The sequence below is a fragment of the Polaribacter sp. genome (assembly GCF_965660385.1).
In the GTDB taxonomy this organism is placed as follows: domain Bacteria; phylum Bacteroidota; class Bacteroidia; order Flavobacteriales; family Flavobacteriaceae; genus Polaribacter.
In genome coordinates this window covers 84,230-100,118 of record NZ_CBFHZT010000003.1, presented here as the reverse complement: position 1 = coordinate 100,118, position 15,889 = coordinate 84,230, and the positions used below count along the sequence as shown (strand labels likewise).

16 protein-coding genes are annotated in these 15,889 nt (G+C 29.3%); 3 read left to right on the top strand and 13 right to left on the bottom strand.

Annotated elements, in window-relative coordinates:
• Positions 1 to 40: 40 nt before the first annotated feature.
• The 6 genes from ACTG3V_RS01900 to ACTG3V_RS01875 form a co-directional block, all read right to left on the bottom strand.
• Complete coding sequence (locus tag ACTG3V_RS01900; RefSeq protein WP_439130431.1) at positions 41 to 757, bottom strand: DUF4197 domain-containing protein; 717 nt, start codon at positions 755 to 757, stop codon at positions 41 to 43.
• A gap of 52 nt (positions 758 to 809) precedes the next feature.
• Positions 810 to 974, bottom strand: coding sequence for a DUF5522 domain-containing protein (locus tag ACTG3V_RS01895; protein WP_439130430.1), 165 nt, complete (start codon positions 972 to 974; stop codon positions 810 to 812).
• Positions 975 to 992: 18 nt separating this feature from the next.
• The gene (locus tag ACTG3V_RS01890) at positions 993 to 2,069 is read right to left on the bottom strand and encodes a VOC family protein (RefSeq protein WP_439130429.1); all 1,077 of its coding nucleotides are present in this window, start codon (positions 2,067 to 2,069) and stop codon (positions 993 to 995) included.
• A 6-nt stretch (positions 2,070 to 2,075) separates the two neighbouring features.
• The gene (locus tag ACTG3V_RS01885; protein WP_439130428.1) at positions 2,076 to 2,435 is read right to left on the bottom strand and encodes a DUF4174 domain-containing protein; all 360 of its coding nucleotides are present in this window, start codon (positions 2,433 to 2,435) and stop codon (positions 2,076 to 2,078) included.
• A gap of 78 nt (positions 2,436 to 2,513) precedes the next feature.
• Positions 2,514 to 4,376 carry a Xaa-Pro dipeptidyl-peptidase gene (locus ACTG3V_RS01880; protein WP_439130427.1) on the bottom strand — a complete coding sequence of 621 codons (1,863 nt, stop codon included), beginning with the start codon at positions 4,374 to 4,376 and terminating at the stop codon, positions 2,514 to 2,516.
• Between the two features lie 7 nt (positions 4,377 to 4,383).
• Positions 4,384 to 6,315 carry a CocE/NonD family hydrolase gene (locus tag ACTG3V_RS01875; RefSeq protein ID WP_439130426.1) on the bottom strand — a complete coding sequence of 644 codons (1,932 nt, stop codon included), beginning with the start codon at positions 6,313 to 6,315 and terminating at the stop codon, positions 4,384 to 4,386.
• A gap of 391 nt (positions 6,316 to 6,706) precedes the next feature.
• Here ACTG3V_RS01875 and ACTG3V_RS01870 point away from each other — a divergent pair, with 391 nt between their 5' ends.
• Both ACTG3V_RS01870 and cdaA read left to right on the top strand, forming a co-directional pair.
• Positions 6,707 to 7,312 carry an ExbD/TolR family protein gene (locus ACTG3V_RS01870; protein ID WP_439130425.1) on the top strand — a complete coding sequence of 202 codons (606 nt, stop codon included), beginning with the start codon at positions 6,707 to 6,709 and terminating at the stop codon, positions 7,310 to 7,312.
• Between the two features lie 54 nt (positions 7,313 to 7,366).
• Positions 7,367 to 8,143 carry a diadenylate cyclase CdaA gene (gene cdaA, locus ACTG3V_RS01865; protein WP_439130424.1) on the top strand — a complete coding sequence of 259 codons (777 nt, stop codon included), beginning with the start codon at positions 7,367 to 7,369 and terminating at the stop codon, positions 8,141 to 8,143.
• Between the two features lie 63 nt (positions 8,144 to 8,206).
• On the opposite strand, the gene ACTG3V_RS01860 is transcribed toward cdaA, so the two are convergent.
• The 3 genes from ACTG3V_RS01860 to truA form a co-directional block, all read right to left on the bottom strand.
• Positions 8,207 to 8,647 (bottom strand): hypothetical protein, encoded by a 441-nt coding sequence (locus tag ACTG3V_RS01860; RefSeq protein WP_439130423.1) that lies wholly within the window; start codon positions 8,645 to 8,647, stop codon positions 8,207 to 8,209.
• Positions 8,648 to 8,782: 135 nt separating this feature from the next.
• Entirely contained in the window at positions 8,783 to 10,549 is a 1,767-nt protein-coding gene (locus ACTG3V_RS01855) for an ABC transporter ATP-binding protein (RefSeq protein WP_439130422.1), read from the bottom strand.
• A 3-nt stretch (positions 10,550 to 10,552) separates the two neighbouring features.
• Positions 10,553 to 11,278, bottom strand: a complete 726-nt coding sequence (truA, locus tag ACTG3V_RS01850; RefSeq protein ID WP_439130421.1) for a tRNA pseudouridine(38-40) synthase TruA — start codon at positions 11,276 to 11,278, stop codon at positions 10,553 to 10,555.
• 98 nt (positions 11,279 to 11,376) lie between these two features.
• Here truA and ACTG3V_RS01845 point away from each other — a divergent pair, with 98 nt between their 5' ends.
• Positions 11,377 to 11,874, top strand: a complete 498-nt coding sequence (locus ACTG3V_RS01845; protein WP_439130420.1) for a metallophosphoesterase family protein — start codon at positions 11,377 to 11,379, stop codon at positions 11,872 to 11,874.
• Here the strand turns inward: ACTG3V_RS01845 and ACTG3V_RS01840 are convergent.
• The 4 genes from ACTG3V_RS01840 to ACTG3V_RS01825 all read right to left on the bottom strand — a co-directional run bounded on the left by ACTG3V_RS01840 (position 11,861) and on the right by ACTG3V_RS01825 (position 15,885).
• Positions 11,861 to 13,516, bottom strand: coding sequence for a tetratricopeptide repeat-containing sensor histidine kinase (locus ACTG3V_RS01840; RefSeq protein ID WP_439130419.1), 1,656 nt, complete (start codon positions 13,514 to 13,516; stop codon positions 11,861 to 11,863). The two genes, ACTG3V_RS01845 and ACTG3V_RS01840, sit on opposite strands and share 14 nt — an antisense overlap.
• Before the next feature lie 170 nt (positions 13,517 to 13,686).
• Entirely contained in the window at positions 13,687 to 14,367 is a 681-nt protein-coding gene (locus tag ACTG3V_RS01835) for a hypothetical protein (protein WP_439130418.1), read from the bottom strand.
• A gap of 153 nt (positions 14,368 to 14,520) precedes the next feature.
• Positions 14,521 to 15,186, bottom strand: a complete 666-nt coding sequence (locus ACTG3V_RS01830) for a response regulator (RefSeq protein ID WP_439130417.1) — start codon at positions 15,184 to 15,186, stop codon at positions 14,521 to 14,523.
• Positions 15,187 to 15,453: 267 nt separating this feature from the next.
• A complete protein-coding gene (locus tag ACTG3V_RS01825; protein ID WP_439130416.1) occupies positions 15,454 to 15,885 on the bottom strand; it encodes a DUF4293 domain-containing protein in 432 nt (143 codons plus the stop codon).
• Positions 15,886 to 15,889 lie beyond the last annotated feature (4 nt).

Here is a 15,889-nt window from a genome sequence, read left to right as displayed (position 1 = left end):
GTTTAATGTTTAAAATTGAATAAAGAAGTACCTTATAGCACTATCTATTATCTTGTAAGGCAAAAACTTTTTGCAACAATGCTGTATTTCTAAGTCCTACTTTTTCTCTAATTCCTTTTTCCTCTACTTCAATCATTGTAAAAACACCTTGTAAAGCTTGTTCTGTAACATATGATGTTAAATCTGGATTTACATTTTTTGTAAATGGAATGGCATTGTATTTTGTGATTAAATTACTCCAAATTTTATCTGCACCAACTTTTGAAAAAGAAGAATTGATTACAGGACGAAAACTTTGGTACAATTTATCATTCGTTTTAGTTTTTAAATAACTGGTAGCCGCATTTTGTTCACCTAACAAAATATTTTTAGCATCATTAAATGTAATTTCTTTTACAGCATCAACAAAAATAGGAGTTGCCGTTTTTACAGCATCTTCTGCTGCCCTATTTAAAACTTTTATACCTTCATCTGCTAAATTACCCAAACCTATTTTGCGTAAACCTTTATCTACTGATTGTAATTCTTTTGGAAGCAAAATTTTAACCAATTCGTTTCTGTAAAAACCATCTTTTGAAGTTAATTTTGTTACTTGGTTTTGAATACCATTATCTAAAGCCTGTCGTAATCCATTACCAATTTGTTCTTGGGTTAAAACACCTCCTGCCCCATTTGGTAGTTGACTTGCTATTTTTTGTAATTCTGCACAACCTGTAAATTGCACTACCATTAACAATACTAAAACTCTTTTTATCATTTTTATTGATTTGTTTATTATTTTATATGACCCTAAAATACGTGAAAAGTCACTATTTAAAACTGTCTGTATTTTTATCGTAACCATAAGCACAATGTTTACAGCCACTTTTACAGCAATACCCTCTTTTTAGGTGATATTTTTCTGTAAAAACTTTGTAGCCTTGTTCATTTATATAAAAATCATCGGGCTCTAATTCTATTCTGTGTTTAAACATGAAGCAAAAATAGTTGATTTATTGAGAAGGTGTAGTGAATTTTTTTACACGTTTTAAATGCATTGCTTTAATCATCCAATTTGGTAGTGGTTTTTTAGGGTTTCTCTTCGTTAAATCTATATTTAAGCCTATTTTTTTTATCAATGGTACTTTATTGGTTTGTACAAATTCTATCAAAGTTCCATCTGCATCTTCTATGTATCCCCAATGGCCATTTGCTTTTCCCATATCAAAAGAAGGTGAACTCATAACTTGAAATGGAAGCTCGATTTCTTTACATTCTTTTGCCAATTGTGTAAGATTCTTAACATCAAAACAAAGGTGAATATATCCTAAATCTCCCCAAAATCGATTTTCAAATATTTTATTTGGTTTATTTTCTATGGCTTGAATTAACTCTATTTCACTTTCTCCAAATAAATTTGCGAACCCACCAACTCGTTTTTGAGAATGTGTAAATAAAATTCTTCTAAACTTTTTTGATCCATTATTTAAATTGGATAAATCTTTGAAAACACCTGTTTTATCATAAATAACTTTATTATAACCTAAAACTGTAGCATATAATTTTAGGGAAATATCGATATTAGAAACTCCAATTACAGCACCAGAAATGCCTGCTAAATTCCCTTTTTTTGCATAAAACTTTTCTGATTCTTTAATTTTTAAAATATTGTTAAATGGATCTTTTAGGTAAAATGATTTCTTATTATCAGGTTCAACTGTAATTTCAGATATAATACGCTCATTATCATATTTTAAACGAGCATAGGTTTTTTGAATATTTTTTGTTTTAATTGTTGGAAAATGAATTCCTAAATCACCTAATTTAAATTCGTTTATGGGTGCTGAAGGTGTTCTATCTTTATATTGCCAAATTTCATATCCTCCACCACCTTTTAAATTTAAAGCCAATAGAGCTCTCTTATTTCTAGGTTTTCCACCCATATATTTTGCCATATAGGTGGCTTCGTTACTATCATCAAAAATTAAAGCATCTGCACCTAATTTTGTAGCATACCATTTAAAAGCCTTGTTAGCATCTTTAACTCCAATACCTATTTGTTGGATGCCATAAATTAATTTCTCTTTCATTAAGATTTAATTTTTTTGCTTTAATTCTCTGCGTCTCATAGGCATTCCATCAATAATAGTAAATAACTTTTCTGTTGATAGCACATTATCTTGTTTTAGTTTTATGCCACCATCTAATCCTATTAACACAACTTTAAAACTTTCTGATTCCTTTTTGAAATTTTGAGTCTTTATAGTTTTTAATGACCAATCCGCCTTAAAATCAGTTGTAAATTCATCTTTCACAAATTGATAAATTTTCAACTTTCTTTCTATGAGTCCTTTTTTATCTTTTGATAAATTAATGATTTGTTGCTGTAACTTTTCATCGGTTTTATCATCAGAAAAAATTAAGAGTACTCTATTTTTCCATTGATATTTTTCCAAATCTTGACTGTTTGTATTTATGCCAAATAAAGAAAAGCATAATAATAAAAAAGTGGTTTTAATCATGCTTTAATTATACTAATCAATTGCCTGTTGAAGTGCTGTTATACCACCAACAATAGGAATGGTAATTGTTGTACTTTCTAAATCTACTGTTAATTCGGTTCCTGGTTCTGGCAACAAGGTGTAGTTATTATCAGAAGAAAAAATCATCAACCCAATTTGTTGCCCTTTTTTGATAATTTGATCATCTGGCTGTAAATTAAATGTCATTTCATAAAACTTGCCTGGTTGTAAAGGCTTACTTTCTGTTAACGATTTGTAATTTTGTAAATCTGCCCAACCACGAGTAATAATATTATCAGTTATTTTTGTTCTTCTACCTTTGTTCCATGGTAAAGAGACCAAATACACAGACAAATTTACGGCTTCTTTAGAGCTGGCTGCTTTTATGGTAATTGAAGAAACGCCAGAAATATGTACATCTTCTTTTAAAGTTGGTGAAACATATAACAATCGATGATTTGTATATTCTGCTTGTGCTAAAGCTTCTGAAGAAAACGAATAATTATCTACCAAAGTTTCCTTTCCTTTAGCATTTGAATTATCTAAAGATAACGCTCCAATTTTAGGAGCTCCTGGATTTAAAAAAAAGGTTACCTCTTTAGCTGCAGGATTTGGATAGTTTTCATAAGCTGTTGGTTCGCTTCTTTTGTCGTTTTCTCTAACAATCCAAGCTTTAGGGTCATTTTCTACTCCATTATCAATACCATGTAAAAAATGAGTAAACCAACGATTCATTATTTTCATAGGTGGGGGACCTCCATGCCCATTTTGGTGATAATAAATTTGTGTTTTCAAGCCCATTTCTGATGCTTTTTTGTAAATTCGATAACTATGTTCTGGCATTACATTCCAATCATTAAAACCATGAGACATTAATAATGCTGCTTTCATTGGTTTCATGTCATTCAAATAATCTCTCCCTGCCCAAAAATCATTATAATCTCCTGTAACCCTATCTAAACCTTTCGCCATTTCTGTATCTCGAACTGTTGCATTGGCATAATCTCTTTTTCTTATAAATTTCTTAGCATCACCATCTTTAAAAATACCTTTATTAGGAATCAAATCTTCACCTCCGCTATTTATAAAATCATACAAAACATCAATATCTTCACCTAAATAACCACCTGGAGAACGTACTAATCCATTTGATCTGTAATAATGATAATAAGATGTATTTGGGGCAACAGGAATTATAGCTTCTAAGCCATCTACACCTGTAGTTGCTGCTGCTAAGGGAATTGTACCATTATAAGAAGTACCTGTCATGCCTACTTTTCCTGTAGACCAAAATGCTTTTACTTCTTCATTTCCGGTTCTAGATTTGTATCCTTTTGCTCTACCATTTAACCAATCTATAACTGCTTTTGGGGCTAAAGATTCATTATCGCCACCAACTGTTGGAGCACCATCAGACAAGCCAGTACCTGGTGATGAGGAATGCACCACAATATACCCTCTTGGCACCCAAGTTTTAATTTGTGAGTTGGAAATAATGGGACGTTTTCCTCTTCTTTTTACTTCAGCGTGATTTCTTGGTTTTGGATTTTCGCCAAGTTCGTGTTTTACATCCCAAAAAATAGGTGCATTACCTGCAGTACCTGCATAATAAGGACTCGATTCATAAACTACGGGTAATTTTAAACCATTTTCGGTTTGTGCTGGTCTTGTAACATCTACATGCATTCTATCCATTTTTCCATCTCCATCTGTATCAAAAGAAGTTTCTACCCATAAATCATGACGAATCCAGGTATTCTCATCTTCAAAAGCCTTTACAATTTGTGCTTCTCCATTTTTAAAAACAGGTTTTGCATCTTGTGCATTAACTTGAAAAACCCATCCTAAAACTAATAATACTATAAAATTTCTCATTTTTTATTTATTTTAAAACTGAAAACTCAATACTAGAATCTGTAAAAACCGTGTGTGTTTGAGTTTTGAAATCATTTTCATCCGCTTTGTAAATATTAGCCACATATGTTTGCGGGTTTAAATCTATTAAAGGAAACCATGTACTTTGTACCTGAATTTGAAGTTTGTGACCTTTTTTAAACGTATGAAAAACGTCTTGTAATTTGATATTTACATCGGTTTTTTTGTTTGGTGTAAAAGGTTCTGGTGTTGAAAAACTATTTCTAAATCGACCTCTTAAAACCTCACTTCTTACCATTAAATGATAATTGCTCATTTTTAAATGATCTTGTAAGCCTTCGTTATCTTCTGCAATATCAGAAGGATGTACATCAATTACTTTAACAATCCAATCTGCTGCAGTACCTGTAGTTGCTACTTTAAGTTTTGCTAAAATATCTCCAGCTAATGTATAATCTTCAGTTAGCACATCAGTTTCAAACACCAAAACATCTGGTCTTCTTGCAGCAAAACGTTGATCGTCTGTCATATATTTTCTTGGCGTAAAAACCGTTTTTATATCTTCAGAGTAAGGTACAGGACGTTTTATATCACTTATAAATTTAATTGGTTCTATTTTATGTTTAAACTCTGTATTCTTATTTACAACTTGTAATTTTTGATTTCCTCTTAAGTAGCCAACTTCTTTAACCACATTTTTTGGTGGCCAAGAATCATAAGATTTCCATTCTTTTTTTCCTGAATCAAAAACATACGCTTCTGGTAATCCTGAATTTTTATCACCTTTACCTTTTAAGAAATGATTAAAAAACTTTGTTTCGATTTCTGATTGAAATTTTAACGAAATAGAATCGCCAAAATAATAATTCCCTACTGTATTTTTCACGGTATTTCTTGCCCATTTTCCATGATCCCAAGGGCCAAAAACCATGGTATTGTAGTTTTCTTTTCCGTTTTTTTCGATTCCTTTATACGTTTCTAAAGGTCCGTATAAATCTTCAGCATCAAACCAACCCCCAACAATCATAGTAGCTACAGAACTTGGCACTTTGTCCATATGCTGAATAATGCCTTTGCTTTGCCACACAGAATCGTAATTTGGATGTTCTACAATTTCTTTCCAGAAAAAATCATCAATCTTATCTTTTGATGCAGTTGAATTTACATCTAACTTATCATATTGAAAATATTCGTTTAAATTCTTTAAAGGTCCTTTGTCTAAGAAAAATTGATACTGATCTTGAGAGTTCATCTTTGGAAAAGAATACCAAGCAGAATCTGTTGGTGTGTCTTTATAAGTTCCGAAAAGTGAAATTGCTCTAAAATAACTTAATAAAAACGCTCCATTATGATGAAAATCATCAAAGAAAAAATCGCCAATACAAGCTTGTGGAGAAGCTGCTTTTAAAGCAGGATGCGCATCTATGGTAGAAACTGTTGCATAATGTCCTGGATAAGAAATTCCCCAAGTACCCACATTTCCATTATTGTTTGCTACATTTTTTACTAACCAATCTATAGTATCATAGGTATCAGAAACTTCATCAGACTCATTTTCTTTTTTATTAGGAATGTAAGCACGCATATTATCATACACACCTTCACTCATCCATCTACCTCTAACATCTTGGTAAACAATAATATTACCTTGTTTCATTAAATGTACATTTGGGCCAATTCTCGTTTTCATTCCTGCTCCATAAGGTCTAGAACTGTAAGGTGTTCTTTGCATGATAATTGGGTACTCTTTTGATGTATCTTTTGGAGAATAGATAGTTGTGTGGAGTTTTACACCATCTCGCATTGCAATAGCTACTTCTTTTTTGGTGTAATTTTCTGCAACATAATTTGACTTCTCTTGAATTTCTTTAGTCGAATTTTTATCACAATTCATCAATAGAAAACAAACACAAAAAGTAGTGATAATATATTTTTTCATTGGTAAGTTGGTTTAAGTTGATGTTAAATCTACGAAACTAAAAAGAGTTGGTAAAAATTCTTTTGTTAAAATGATTTTAACCTACTTCTAAAAATCAATTTAATCATTCAAAAACCTTTTTTTACAAACATCTTTTTAAATTTCTAATCATATTTGGGATAAATCAGCTTCCATTGATAATTTCATCGTTGCACAATCTTTAGCAAGTGGCTTAGGTATTTGTTGAAATTTGAAAACTATCCATCGTTTTATTATCAATGAAATAATTCACCACAATTTTTGGCATTCTTTTTGTTAAAGAAATGTTAATCAAAATCAACTACCTAAACTTTAAAACCTTTTGATGTTTTATCAAAAGAAAACATTTTATAATTTTTAAAAACTAGGTACTATGAGTAGAAAAGAATCTCCAGAAATTAATGCAGGCTCAATGGCAGACATTGCATTTTTATTGTTAATCTTCTTTTTGGTAACCACAACTTTGCAAGTTGATTCAGGAATTAACAGAAAAATTGCTGAAAAACCAAGGGAAAATACAATAATGGATATCAAAGAAAAAAACATTTTAGAGGTACACATCAACTTTAAAAATGAAATTTTTGTTGATAATGAAATCGTGCAACTAGACAATTTGAAACAAATTGCTATTAATTTTATAGATAATGCTGGTGGTTTGGATAACAACCACAAACCTTGTGATTGGTGTGAAGGCAATAAATTGGCAACTTCATCAGATCATCCTTCAAAGGCACTCATAGCAATTAAAACAGATCGAAACACCAATTACGAAACTTACATTGCTACTTTAGATCAACTAAATGCTAGTTATACATTTTTAAGAAATAAAATAGCTGTAAAATTATACCATCAAAATTATGAGAGTTTGTTAGATGCTTACAAAAGTTCGAATAACAAAAACAAAACGTTGCTAAACAAAATAAAAATTGTTCGCGAAAAATACCCGCTATTATTATCAGATGTTGATATCCAAAACTGATGTGGTACTCACAAAATTTATTAGTACTTTTACCTAAAATCATAAGCTATTTTTATGTTAGATTTTGTGCCTTTTTCTATTTTAGATGTGCTAGATATTTTATTGGTAGCCATATTACTTTACTATATTTATAAACTACTAAAAGGCACAGTTGCCATTAACATTTTTATTGGTATTGCACTTATTTTTTTAATTTGGAAAGTTACTCAGGCTTTAAAAATGGAAATGTTAAGTGGTATTTTAGGTTACTTGCTTTCTGGTGGAGTTATTGCACTAATTATTGTTTTTCAGCAAGAAATCAGAAAGTTTTTATTGATGATTGGTACCACAAACTTTTCTAACAAACGAAGTTTTTTAAAGCAATTAAAGTTTTTACAAAATGAAATTGGTTCTGAAGTTGAAGCCGAAAAAATAGTAAAAGCCTGTAGTAATATGTCTAAAACCAAAACTGGTGCTTTAATTGTTATTGAACGTACCAATAGTTTAGATTTTTTAATTAATACTGGCGACCAAATGAATGCTTTAGTTAATGAGGTTATTTTAGAAAGTATCTTCTTTAAAAACAGTCCTTTACACGATGGAGCCACAATTATAAGAGATAATTATGTGGTAGCAACAAGAGTAGTTTTACCTATTTCTGATAGCACAAAAATACCTGCACGCTTTGGTTTAAGACACAGAGCTGCTATTGGAGTTAGTGAAAAAACAGACGCAATTTGCTTATTAGTATCTGAAGAAACTGGAGAAATTTCTTATATTAAAGATGGTGAATTTGTGTTATACACTACTCAAGATGAATTGATTGAAAAAATAAAAAAAGATAGTGTTTAATGTAAAAAAAAGCTCCCTAAATTAGAGAGCTTTATTTTTTATAAATTTTAGAACTTATATAGATTACTCTTCTATATCTGCTTCAATTTCTTTTACTGTTTTATTTATTTTATCTAAAGTTGCTTTATAAGACGCCTTTGCATCAGCTCCTAAATTTTCCATAAACTTTTCACTTTCATCAGCAAATTCTTTGGTTTCCTTAGCAAACTCTGAGTTTTTTATATTTTCTGCACCTTTATCCATTTGTGTTTTAACATAAGCTAAATAAGATTTTAAGTGTGCTTCTGCTTCTTCATCATCAAATTCTGGAATTGAAATATCTTTGAAGGCAGATTTTACTTCTTCTCCAAATTCATCAATCTCCTTTCCGGCTTTGTTTAAACCTTCATTGATTTCATTGCCAATTTCAGTAGTTTCTTCTTTCACCTCTTTTTTTGTCTCGTTTTTACAAGAAGTTGCTATTAAGGTCGTTATTAGTACTATTAATAATCCAAGTTTTTTCATAATTTCTATTTTTATTAGTTCGTAATTTGTTGTACTACAAAAATAGATTTATGCTAGCTTGCATCGTATCTCTAAAAATTGTTTTCTTAACTCTTTTGCTAAGTTAAGTTAGTTTTTAAGATTTTTTAAATGGAATTAAGAAGCAACGTCTAGGCTAAATTGCTTGTCATATAAGTTTTTATAATAGCCACTTTCTTTTTCTAACAATTCTAAATGAGAGCCTTTCTCTACAATCAAACCTTTATCCATCACAATAATTTGATCGGCTTTTTGTATTGTGGCCAATCTGTGTGCAATAACAATTGAGGTTCTATCTTTAGTGATTGTATCTGTAGCATATTGCATCATTTGTTCTGCATGTGCATCTACAGATGATGTAGCTTCATCTAAAATTAAAATACTCGGTTTGCTTACATAAGCTCTTAAAAAGGCAATTAATTGTCTTTGTCCAGAAGATAACATGGCTCCTCTTTCTTTTACGTTATAATGATATCCATTAGGAAGTGTCATTATAAAATCATGGATACCAATTTGTTTCGCTGCCTGTTCTACCTCTTCTAAAGAGATATTTTCATTTTTTAGGGTGATGTTATTTAGGATAGAATCTGAAAATAAAAAAACATCTTGTAACACTATGGCTACTTGATTACGCAAACTTTCTAAAGTATATTCATCTACAGAAACACCATCAATGGCAATAGTACCTGAATCAATTTCATAAAAACGATTAATTAAATTGATAATGGTAGATTTACCTGCTCCAGTTGCACCAACAATTGCAATAGTTTGACCAGACTTGACATCTAAAGAAACACCTTTTAAAACTTCTTCGTCTTTTATGTAACTAAATCTAACATCTTTTAATTTAATATTACCCTGAAGATTCTCGGCTTTTATGGTGCCGTTTTTAGCGATACTACTATCTGTATCTATCACTTTAAAAACACGTTCGCCAGCCACAATGCCCATTTGCAACTGATTGAATTTATCTGCAATTTGACGCAAAGGTCGAAACAACATTTGTGCAAATTGAATGAACCCCATGATCATACCAATGGAAATTCCTGAATCTTGAATTACTTGTCCACCACCAAACCAAACAATTAAACCGATACCAATTGAAGATAAAATTTCTGCAATGGGAAAGAAAATTGAAAAATACCAAATGGTTTTGATATTTGCATTTTTGTGTTTGTCGTTAATTTCTTTAAAATTTTCGTACTCAATTTTTTCTCTGTTAAAAAGTTGCACAATTTTCATACCTGTAACTCTTTCTTGTACAAAACCGTTTAAATTGGCTACTTGATTTCTAACTTCTTGAAAAGTGGCTTTTATGGCTACTTGAAATAATTTTGTGGCATAAATTAAGATGGGTAAAATTGCCAAAGTAATTAGTGCCAACTTCCAGTTTAACACCAACATTACCACAGTAACAGCAATCATTTTTAGTATATCACTCAAAATAGTAAATACACCATTGCTAAAAAAGGCTGCAATTGTTTCAATGTCAGAAACTACTCTTGTAACTAATTTACCTACAGAATTATTATCAAAATAAGTCATTTTAAACTGTAAAATATGTCTAAATATCTTAGCTCTTATGTCTCTAATAATATGTTGCCCTACCCAATTTGCAAAATATATAAATGTAAATTGTAGCAAAACCTCTATCAATAAAATGCCTAACATTAACAAAGTATAATTTAACAATCCTTGTTTATCGTTAGATAAAATATAATCGTTTACGGTATTAATGAGCACCAAAGGCGATAATACCGAAAACATGGCCAAAAGTATGGTTGAGGAAGCTGCAATAAAAAAATACAAGCGATAGCGTTTTGCAAAAGACATGAGTCTTTTAAAAATTTGCATATCGAAAGCATTTCCAGTTTTTTCTGCCAAAATTTAATATTTTATTTTTGTTAAAAATAAGCCTTTTGCAGGAACTGACAGCCCTGCATTACTTCTATTTTTACTTTCTATAATTTTTCGAAAATCTTCTATAGATAATTTGCCTAAGCCCACATCTACTAAAGTACCTACTATAGCTCTTACCATATTTCTTAAAAAACGATTTGCTGAAATATGAAAAGTTAACTCGTTTTCTTTTTGTATCCAATACGCCTCAGTAACCTCACAATTAAAGGTATATACTTCTGTTTTTACTTTAGAAAAGGTTTGAAAGTTTGTGTATTCTAATAATAATTTAGCAGCTTCATTCATTAAATTTACATTCGGTTTTTGTGAGTGAATTTGCCAAGAAACATCTAATAAAAACGGATTTCTACCCAACCATATTTTGTACTCATAACTTCTAGAAATGGCACTGAACCTTGCATGTTTTTCATCATCAACTAAAAAAACATTTTGTACTGCAATATCATGTGGTAAAATTGAGTTTAGTTTGTAAGCTATATTATCATCGAGATTTTTATCGATATCAAAATGTGCAAACATTTGTGTTGCATGTACTCCAGTATCTGTTCTTCCAGCACCAACAACTTGAATTTTTTCTTGTAAAATTGTGCTAATTGCATGATTTAATTTTTCTTGTACAGAAACTGCATCTGGTTGAATTTGCCAGCCGTGATAATTTTTTCCATGATAAGAAAGTTGTACAAAATATCTCAAGAAAATTCATTTTATTGAAGGATTCAAAATTACATAATTTATTTTGTTATCATTACTTTTGATATAAATTGAGACGTTAAATTTTTCTTATTCTTTCTATGAAGAAAATCTTACTATTATCTGATACACATAGTTATATTGATGATCAAATTTTAAAGTTTGTAAAACAAGCTGATGAAGTTTGGCATGCAGGTGATATTGGCAATTTAAAAGTAACAGATGCTATTAAAGCGTTAAAACCTTTGCGTGCAGTTTATGGCAATATTGATGATGCAGTTGCTAGATCAGAATTTCCATTAGACAATAAATTCTCTATTGGAGATGTTTCTGTTTGGATGACTCATATTGGCGGTTATCCAAATAAATATAACCAAAGAATTCGTGAAGATATTACTAAAAATCCTCCCAAAATTTTTATATCTGGACATTCTCATATATTAAAAGTACAGTATGACAAAACTTTAAACTTGTTGCATTTAAACCCAGGGGCTGCAGGGAAACATGGTTTTCATAAAGTAAGAACCATGCTTCGACTACAGATTATAAAGGGGGAAATTAAAAATTTAGAAATTATAGAATTGGCTAAACGAGGTTGAGTTCTTCTATTTCTGATACTGGTATTTCCACAGAAATAGTAGTTCCGTTATTTTTAGATGACTTAATATGAAATTTGCCTTTCATCATTTGTATTCTTGCATCTATTTGGTTTAATCCTAAGCCGTCTTTTGTATGAATTTTTGTTTTATCAAAACCTACTCCATCATCAGAGATCGTGATAAAAAGAATTTTATTTACTTCTTTTAACTGTATCAGTGCATTATTTGCTTTGCTATGCTTTATAATATTGTTTACAAACTCTAAAATAATATTGTGTACCTTAATTTCAAAATTTTGAGAATATCTTCTAATTGCATTGATCTCTGTATCTATAGTTAAATCTGAATTAGAGAATTTTTCTGCAAGATCTCTAACAGCAAAATTTAAACCAAACTTTAACAAAACAGATGAAACTAAATTGTGAGATAAATCTCTTACTTTATGAGATGCCTCTTGAATAATCTGTTGTGTTTTTTTTATTTCTATTGGAGTATCACCATTAAACTGTTTTTTGGTAGCTTGTAAATGCATATTTGCAGACGATAATAATGCACTTACACTATCATGCAAAGTTTCTGCTATTTGTTTTCTTTCTGATTCTTTACCATCAATAGTCGCATTTAAAATTATTGCTTGTGATTCAGCTTTTATTTTTTCGATTTCTTGATTTCTCAATAATTCAGTTTGGGATAATTTAAGTCCTAAATTTTTTTGTTTTAATTTGTTTAGGCTAATGATATAAACTAATGATAAAATAATTAACAAGGCGATAACCCCCACAAACCAAAAGGTACGTTGTTGTTTTAAACGTTTATTTTCCTCTCTCTCTAATAAAATTTCTTTTTTTGAATCAAAATCATATTCTGCATTTATTTTTTTAATTGCACTTCTATATTCACTGTCTCTTAATTCATCTTTAATATCATAAGAAATTTCCTGATAATCATAGGCTTTATAATCCTTTAAGTTTCTTAATGCCCAAGCTAAATTAAAGTATAAACTAGATTTGAACCTTACTCCATTTGAGGTGGTATCATTTTTTATCAATTCTATACCTTCTAAATATGTTTCTTTTGCAAGTTTATATTTTTTTTGAAGCAAATAAATACTAGCTAAATTACCCATTGCTGCAGCCTGATTTACTTTATCGTTTCTTGACTTATGAATATCAATTGATTTATTTGCAAATACTTTTGCTTTATCATAAAGAGTGTCATTAATAAAAAATGCAGCTAAATTATTATATGCTATTGCTTTTTGATCAAGTATTTCTGAACTTAAACCTCTAATATTTACTACTTTTTTGTAGAAAAAAAGTGCGCTATCTTTATAACGTTTGATGGTATCAATTTCCTTTAATTTGTGATATGAGCTACCGAGCTTTAGTAAATTTTGAAGATGAGAAATATTATTTTTTACTGATAAATTGTTGTTATTTTCTAATGGTATTGTATCTCTAGAAATTATATTAATATTTCTTCTAAAGTACTTGATTCCATTTTTATAACTAGATGTTTGATAAAATATCTTACCTATTAAAAAATTCAACTGTAGTTCAATAATAATATTATTATCATCTAAACCGTCTAAAATTTTAAAAGCTTTTGTCAAGGCCTTATCAAATTTCTTTTGCTTAATCAATAAATTTATAGAACTCAGTTCTTTTTCAAAGATACTATCTTGGTTGCTTGAACTTATAGTTGATTGTATAAAAAAATTTAAGTCATATCTTTTCAGTATAGGATAAGCCTGAAAAGATATGACTAAAAAGAATAGTAGCAAGAAAAGTTTAAAAACTGATCTCAATAATATTAATTTATAATTACTTCTGGTTTTCTTGTAACGAGGAATCCTTCTGCATCAAGAGACTTAGCGTTGGTGTTTATTATTCGATCATAATTAACAAAAACAATCTTCAAAGGTTCTCCTTCTAATTTTTCTAAGGTTTTAGTAAATGTCTGTTTAGCACCTGTACCATATTTTAAATGTGCTTCATAAGTTTTGATTTCTTCATTATAGACAAAAGAGACATTTACGTCTTTTCTTACTTCAAAATTTAAATTGAATGTAACATCATCAATACTTTCAACACTGTATGACTTTAATTTACTTTTTATTGCTTTACTTTGAAAATCAACATTATCATCACTTACACTAACTGAATATGTTTTACCAATATTACCATCAATAAAGCTAATATCTAGTTTGTTATTTTTAATTGAAAGATTTTGTGAAGTATTTTTCTTTGATGCAAAATTCGAAGAACTAAATAAAAACTCATTGTAATTATTAGATGTATTTACATTCTTCTCAATTTTAGTGTTTTCTGCAAATTCAAAATCAACTGAATATGCTCCTGTAGCATCTCTTTTCAATTGATAAGTTTTTAACAAGCTAGATGGATTGTTATCTATTGTATTTTCTTCGTTAGAACAAGAAGAAAACACTAGCGAAACTGCTGCTACCAATGCAAATACATTAATTTTTTTCATGACTTTTTTAATTTAATTATAGTTGGGTTTGTAATTAATCTCATTAAAAGTAGGTTTTACAGTGCATACAATAAAGCTAGATAATATTGGGGAAAACTTATCAAATCTTTTAGGGATTAACTAAAAAAATAGTCAAAGTTTTGAAATAATAATTTAGACGATTTTGTGTTTTACTGCATACATTGCTAAACCTACTGAATTTTTTACTTTTAGTTTTTTTAATAAATTTTTTCTGTGTGAATCTATTGTGCTAACACCAAGATTAAGCAAATCTGCTATTTCTATAGTATTATACTGTTTTGTTATTAATTTTAATACTTCTAATTCTCTATCAGTTAAACTTTCTATCAAAAATTTATCTGGCAAATCACCATCTGCAACTTTTTGTCCTGATAAAGCTTTTATTAATTCCTTTTGAATACTTGGAGTAAAAAATTGTTCTCCTTTCATCACAGCTTTTATAGCATCAATTATATATTCTCCAGCATTATTCTTTGTTATATAACCATTGCAATCAAGATTTATCATTTCTTGAACAATTTTAATATCGTCATAACTAGAAACAATAATAACGTTTTGATTGATTTTATTATTCTTAAAATATTCTAACACTCCAATACCATCAACTATAGGCATTGTAATGTCTAATATCAAAACATCAGCTTTATTTTCTGGATTAGTGAACCAATCTAAAACTTGTTTACCAGTTAAAGAATATCCATTAACCTCTATGTCTTTATCAGTATTTAATATAGCTTTGATACCATCTATAACTATTTTATGATCATCAGCTACGTGAACGTAAATCTTTTCTTTCATTGTTACATTACAAATTTAGACTACTTATTTCTATTACACAATCCCCATTTATGGGGAAATTTTTCTCTCCCCATAAATGGGGAGAAGCCTCCCCATTTATGGGGAGAGCCAATTCTTAAACACCTAAATATCAGAATATTAAAAATACGTAAAATTTCTCAATTTTAGTATTATTTTTAAAATTTTTAAACTTTACTATTTTTAAAAACGCAAAAAACCGAGAAATTATCTCGGTTTTTTTCGCACTAAATATACTATTTGTTAGTTTTATCGCAATCTATCTACAGATTTTACAAGATCTTCATCCTTCTTAATAGCTTTATTTGCCAAAACAATAAGCAAAATAACTACAATTGGTAAAAACATCCCAATACCTTTCTCTGAAACCATGGTTTCTCCAGATACGTTTAGAGACAAATAAATCAATAATCCTAATAAAAAAAGATTTATCAAAATAATAATGCGCCCAATAACAAATTGTAACTTTCTATTTTTAAATAAAAATATTGATACAATTGATAAAATAGCGGATATAATGAACATAAAAGGGATTACTTTTAACGTAAACACCTCTTTCGAAAACAAATTTACAACAAATATTTTTTCTTTAACTGTATTCCATAAATTAAATACAAAAATTAGACCTCCAGAAACTATGGAAGCTAAAAACAAATAAACCGTTTGTATTCTCTGAATCATAAAT

What these genes read in the sequence shown, in the direction of transcription:
- ACTG3V_RS01860 (WP_439130423.1), bottom strand. Translation starts at nt 8,647, where the DNA reads ATGAAAAAACTTGGATTATTAATAGTACTAATAACGACCTTAATAGCA.
- ACTG3V_RS01835 (WP_439130418.1), bottom strand. Translation starts at nt 14,367, where the DNA reads ATGAAAAAAATTAATGTATTTGCATTGGTAGCAGCAGTTTCGCTAGTG.
- ACTG3V_RS01875 (WP_439130426.1), bottom strand. Translation starts at nt 6,315, where the DNA reads ATGAAAAAATATATTATCACTACTTTTTGTGTTTGTTTTCTATTGATG.
- ACTG3V_RS01830 (WP_439130417.1), bottom strand. Translation starts at nt 15,186, where the DNA reads ATGAAAGAAAAGATTTACGTTCACGTAGCTGATGATCATAAAATAGTT.
- ACTG3V_RS01845 (WP_439130420.1), top strand. Translation starts at nt 11,377, where the DNA reads ATGAAGAAAATCTTACTATTATCTGATACACATAGTTATATTGATGAT.
- ACTG3V_RS01890 (WP_439130429.1), bottom strand. Translation starts at nt 2,069, where the DNA reads ATGAAAGAGAAATTAATTTATGGCATCCAACAAATAGGTATTGGAGTT.
- ACTG3V_RS01870 (WP_439130425.1), top strand. Translation starts at nt 6,707, where the DNA reads ATGAGTAGAAAAGAATCTCCAGAAATTAATGCAGGCTCAATGGCAGAC.
- ACTG3V_RS01900 (WP_439130431.1), bottom strand. Translation starts at nt 757, where the DNA reads ATGATAAAAAGAGTTTTAGTATTGTTAATGGTAGTGCAATTTACAGGT.
- cdaA (WP_439130424.1), top strand. Translation starts at nt 7,367, where the DNA reads ATGTTAGATTTTGTGCCTTTTTCTATTTTAGATGTGCTAGATATTTTA.
- ACTG3V_RS01825 (WP_439130416.1), bottom strand. Translation starts at nt 15,885, where the DNA reads ATGATTCAGAGAATACAAACGGTTTATTTGTTTTTAGCTTCCATAGTT.
- ACTG3V_RS01880 (WP_439130427.1), bottom strand. Translation starts at nt 4,376, where the DNA reads ATGAGAAATTTTATAGTATTATTAGTTTTAGGATGGGTTTTTCAAGTT.
- ACTG3V_RS01895 (WP_439130430.1), bottom strand. Translation starts at nt 974, where the DNA reads ATGTTTAAACACAGAATAGAATTAGAGCCCGATGATTTTTATATAAAT.